Source organism: Synechococcus sp. R6-10, assembly GCF_047461815.1.
GTDB lineage: Bacteria > Cyanobacteriota > Cyanobacteriia > Thermostichales > Thermostichaceae > Thermostichus.
In genome coordinates this window covers 1-3,302 of the sequence record NZ_JANSHW010000760.1, presented here as the reverse complement: position 1 = coordinate 3,302, position 3,302 = coordinate 1, and the positions used below count along the sequence as shown (strand labels likewise).

The window sequence follows — 3,302 nt, the reverse complement described above, 5'->3', positions numbered from 1 at the left end:
AGAGCAGAGCAGGCTCAGGGCTACTGAAAGCCCGCTCCGTACCGCTTAGCGGTCGGAGCCGGGTAGTTTACGTTGAAGATTCTCCCCAAATGGCTGCACCGGTTGTTGACTTGTCAAGATATAGTGGTAAAAATCTGCTTATACACAATATGTAGCGTTAAGCCGATGTCCATCTCCTCTGGCTCTTCTTTTGCAGACCGCTTGCGATGGGTGATTGGCGATGAAGCCGTCTATGCGTTTGGGCGACGGGCCGGAATTAGCGATACGGCCTTGCGCAGCTACCTGAAGGGATCCGTGCCCGGCATTGATAAGGCCGTGAAAATTGCCCAAGTGGGCCAAGTCAACCTCAGTTGGCTGATCACAGGGGAGGGATCCCCGCAGTTGGATCCCGACTCGAAAGCAGAGTATGTGTATGTGCCTTTTGTCGATGTGGCCGCCTCTGCCGGAGCGGGGGCGTTGGTGCGGGAAGAATCGATCGAATCGGTGATTGCTTTTGAGCGAAACTGGCTGCGGACGCACTTGAAGGGAAACCCTGCCGATCTAAGTCTGATTCGGGTGCAGGGGGATAGCATGTCTCCCACGTTGGAGGATGGCGACTGGATCTTTGTGGAACGGCAAGAGGGCGGGGATCTAAGCTGTGAAGGCATTTACGTCTTTCAGATGGATGGGGATCTGTTGGTCAAACGACTGCAGCGCCTGCCCGGATCCCAGGTGAAGGTGATCAGCGACAATCCCCGCTTTCCCCCTTTTGTGGCGGATTTGGCGGATCCCATCAACGGCCTAACCCTCATAGGGCGTTATCGAGGTCGCATCAGTTTTGATTAGCCTCCCACAGCAGATGGCGGGAAGTGGCAGTTGGACCGACCGAGAATCCCCTTGGCGAGATCGGGTCGCCGGTTAGGATGGGTCTTGAGGGTTGAGTTGAGAGGAGTTCCTGCTCCTTGCCTGCGCCCATCCAGCCGGAGGTTTGCCTGCAATGGCTCGTTCGTCCCAGCTCCTAACAGTCGCTCTCCATTCCCTAAGCGGGATCCTCTTGGTCAGCAGCGGGATCTGGGTTGGGATGGTGCTTCCCCAGCAGGCTCAGCCTCAGCCCCAGCCGGAGACCAACATCTCTCCCACTCAACCCGCTTCTCCCACACCACCGATCCTGCCCACCTTGGCCCCGCCCCAGGCCAATCCTCCGGTGGCCAGCCCAACAGCAGATGCAGATCCAGAGGAAAATCATGAGAGCCCCACGGATCTGGAGGCAGAGATTCGGGAGATCCGCCAGCAGGTGATCCAGCTCTTGATCAGAATTGAGGAATTGGAGTCGCGGCTGCAACGGCTGCGTTCTCAAACAGCCCCTGAGCCTGTCAGGGAATCTTCCACTGCTGCTGAGATCGCTCCAGGGGCAGAAAGCGCCTCTGCGCCCACCCCGGCTCCGACCACAACGCCAACCTCCTTTCAGGTGGGAACCCAAACCATCAGCCTGCCGGGCGATTTGCTGTTCGATTTTGACAAAGCCGAGATTCGACCTGAAGCAGCCTCGCTGTTGGCCCAGGTGGCCAAGTCCTTGGAAGCTATGCCCGGCGCCCGCGTTCAAGTGAATGGCCACACCGATAACATCGGGCCCTTAAACTACAACTTGGCCCTTTCTCTGCGCCGCGCCAATGCGGTTAAGGACTATTTGACGAAGCTGCTGCCGGAAGGCCATCCCATCAGTTGGACAACCTCTGGCTTTGGTCCCACCTTGCCCGTTGCCGATAACGACACAGAAGCCGGACGGCAGCGGAACCGCCGTGTGGATTTGGTCATCGCTCCCTAGCTGCACCCCCCAAAGTGGGGGATGACACGTTCTAGCAGGGCTCTGGTCTAGAATCTGGTAGGGTCAATCCGGCCAGGATTGATGGGCTTGAGTTCAATCCTCATCGTTGGGGTTCGGTTTTGAACGCGGCAGGGATCCCTCTGGACAAGAGGCAAACGTTTGCGCTGAGGGTTGACACAACCCTGGACGCGCTTGACCAGGTTTTGACCTGGTTTGAGTCTTTCCGTTCGCGTCAGCGGGACGGAGTCCTTAATGCGGGCATCCCGGATCCCATTTGGGCGGAATGTCAGTTGGCCTTGGCAGAGGGGTTTACCAACGCCGTTCGCCACGCCCACCGCGCTCTGCCGGAAAGTACGCCCATCGACATTGAGCTGCTGCTGATGCCGCAAGGGCTGGAGTTGCGCATCTGGGATCAGGGGCAGGAGTTTGATCTGGAGGGATTTGCTCGGAACGTGTCGGATCCCACATCGCCCAACGCCAATCTTGAGTCCGAGGGGGGACGGGGTATTTTGCTGATGAAAGCTCTCTCTACTCACCTCAGCTACAGCCGCCAAGCGGATGGTCGCAACTGCCTGGTGATCGGCAAGCGCTTCGACGATCCTGGATCTCGCCCGCGTCTGTCGGTGCCGGGCTTAGGCGAGCAGACCACCGCTTAACTTGCGAATAGCTGAGCTGGCCACATCGCTGTAGCGCAGTTCACCGGCCAAGATCTGGCCCATGCGCCGAGTGGCTCCCGGTCGTTTGACGCCCACCCTATAGCCCACGCCCGGAAAGCGATAGAACAACGCCGCAATCCGCTTGGCCCAACGCATCTCGGAGCCCCATTCCTGCTGGACGCGGGCGGAGTAGTTCGCCAGAGCTTCTGTATCCCCGCCTAGAGCTTGATCGATGGCCTGGGCCGCCAACATGCCGGTGAGAAGGGAAGGGCGGATCCCTTCAGCGGTAAACGGATCGATAACGCAGGCGGCATCTCCCACCAAGAGGGCATTTTGGGTGTGAAGCGGTTGATCTTCGTCCCAGAGGCAGATGGGATGGCCAAACGGCTTGACCGACTTCAAGTCTACGCCAAAGCTTTGGGCATATTGGGCGGCAATTTCCCGCAGGTTTTGTTTTTCTCCACCCCGAAAGGTGCCGGCTCCAATCGAGTAGCCATCAGCCTTGGGGAAGTTCCAAATGTAGCCATTGCTGACGGCGCCGAAGTCAAAATGGGCGGCTGCAGTTTGCGGCTGCAGGAGAGGCACTTCTGCTTCCAAGGCGGCAGCCAGGCGACGGCGGCGTTCCTGAAAGCCCAGCCACTTGGCCATTGAGCCTTTTGCCCCATCGGCCCCGATCACGTACCGACCCCAGACCGGGCCGGCAGTTGTCATCACTTGCCAGCGGTCGCTTTGCCACTCAAGGCCGGAGACGGGGCATTCTGCCTGGAGCGCAGCCCCTTGCTTTTGCGCCTGCTGAATCAAGTAGTGGTCGAAAATATCCCGCCGCACCATCCAAACGGGCT

At 58.8% G+C, this 3,302-nt stretch carries 4 protein-coding genes; 3 read left to right on the top strand and 1 reads right to left on the bottom strand.

The features are described 5' to 3' along the window. The first annotated feature begins 165 nt into the window (after positions 1–165). The 3 genes from NW837_RS15875 to NW837_RS15865 all read left to right on the top strand — a co-directional run bounded on the left by NW837_RS15875 (position 166) and on the right by NW837_RS15865 (position 2,460). The gene (locus tag NW837_RS15875; RefSeq protein WP_414332692.1) at positions 166–825 is read left to right on the top strand and encodes a S24 family peptidase; all 660 of its coding nucleotides are present in this window, start codon (positions 166–168) and stop codon (positions 823–825) included. Positions 826–976: 151 nt separating this feature from the next. Further along, positions 977–1,804, top strand: a complete 828-nt coding sequence (locus NW837_RS15870) for an OmpA family protein (protein WP_414332690.1) — start codon at positions 977–979, stop codon at positions 1,802–1,804. Positions 1,805–1,923: 119 nt separating this feature from the next. After that, a complete protein-coding gene (locus tag NW837_RS15865) occupies positions 1,924–2,460 on the top strand; it encodes an ATP-binding protein (RefSeq protein WP_414332688.1) in 537 nt (178 codons plus the stop codon). On the opposite strand, the gene NW837_RS15860 is transcribed toward NW837_RS15865, so the two are convergent. Continuing rightward, positions 2,437–3,302: dehydrogenase (locus tag NW837_RS15860; RefSeq protein WP_414332686.1), on the bottom strand; the 866-nt coding region annotated here is incomplete at its 5' end. The two genes, NW837_RS15865 and NW837_RS15860, sit on opposite strands and share 24 nt — an antisense overlap.

What these genes read in the sequence shown, in the direction of transcription:
- NW837_RS15875 (WP_414332692.1), top strand. Translation starts at nt 166, where the DNA reads ATGTCCATCTCCTCTGGCTCTTCTTTTGCAGACCGCTTGCGATGGGTG.
- NW837_RS15870 (WP_414332690.1), top strand. Translation starts at nt 977, where the DNA reads ATGGCTCGTTCGTCCCAGCTCCTAACAGTCGCTCTCCATTCCCTAAGC.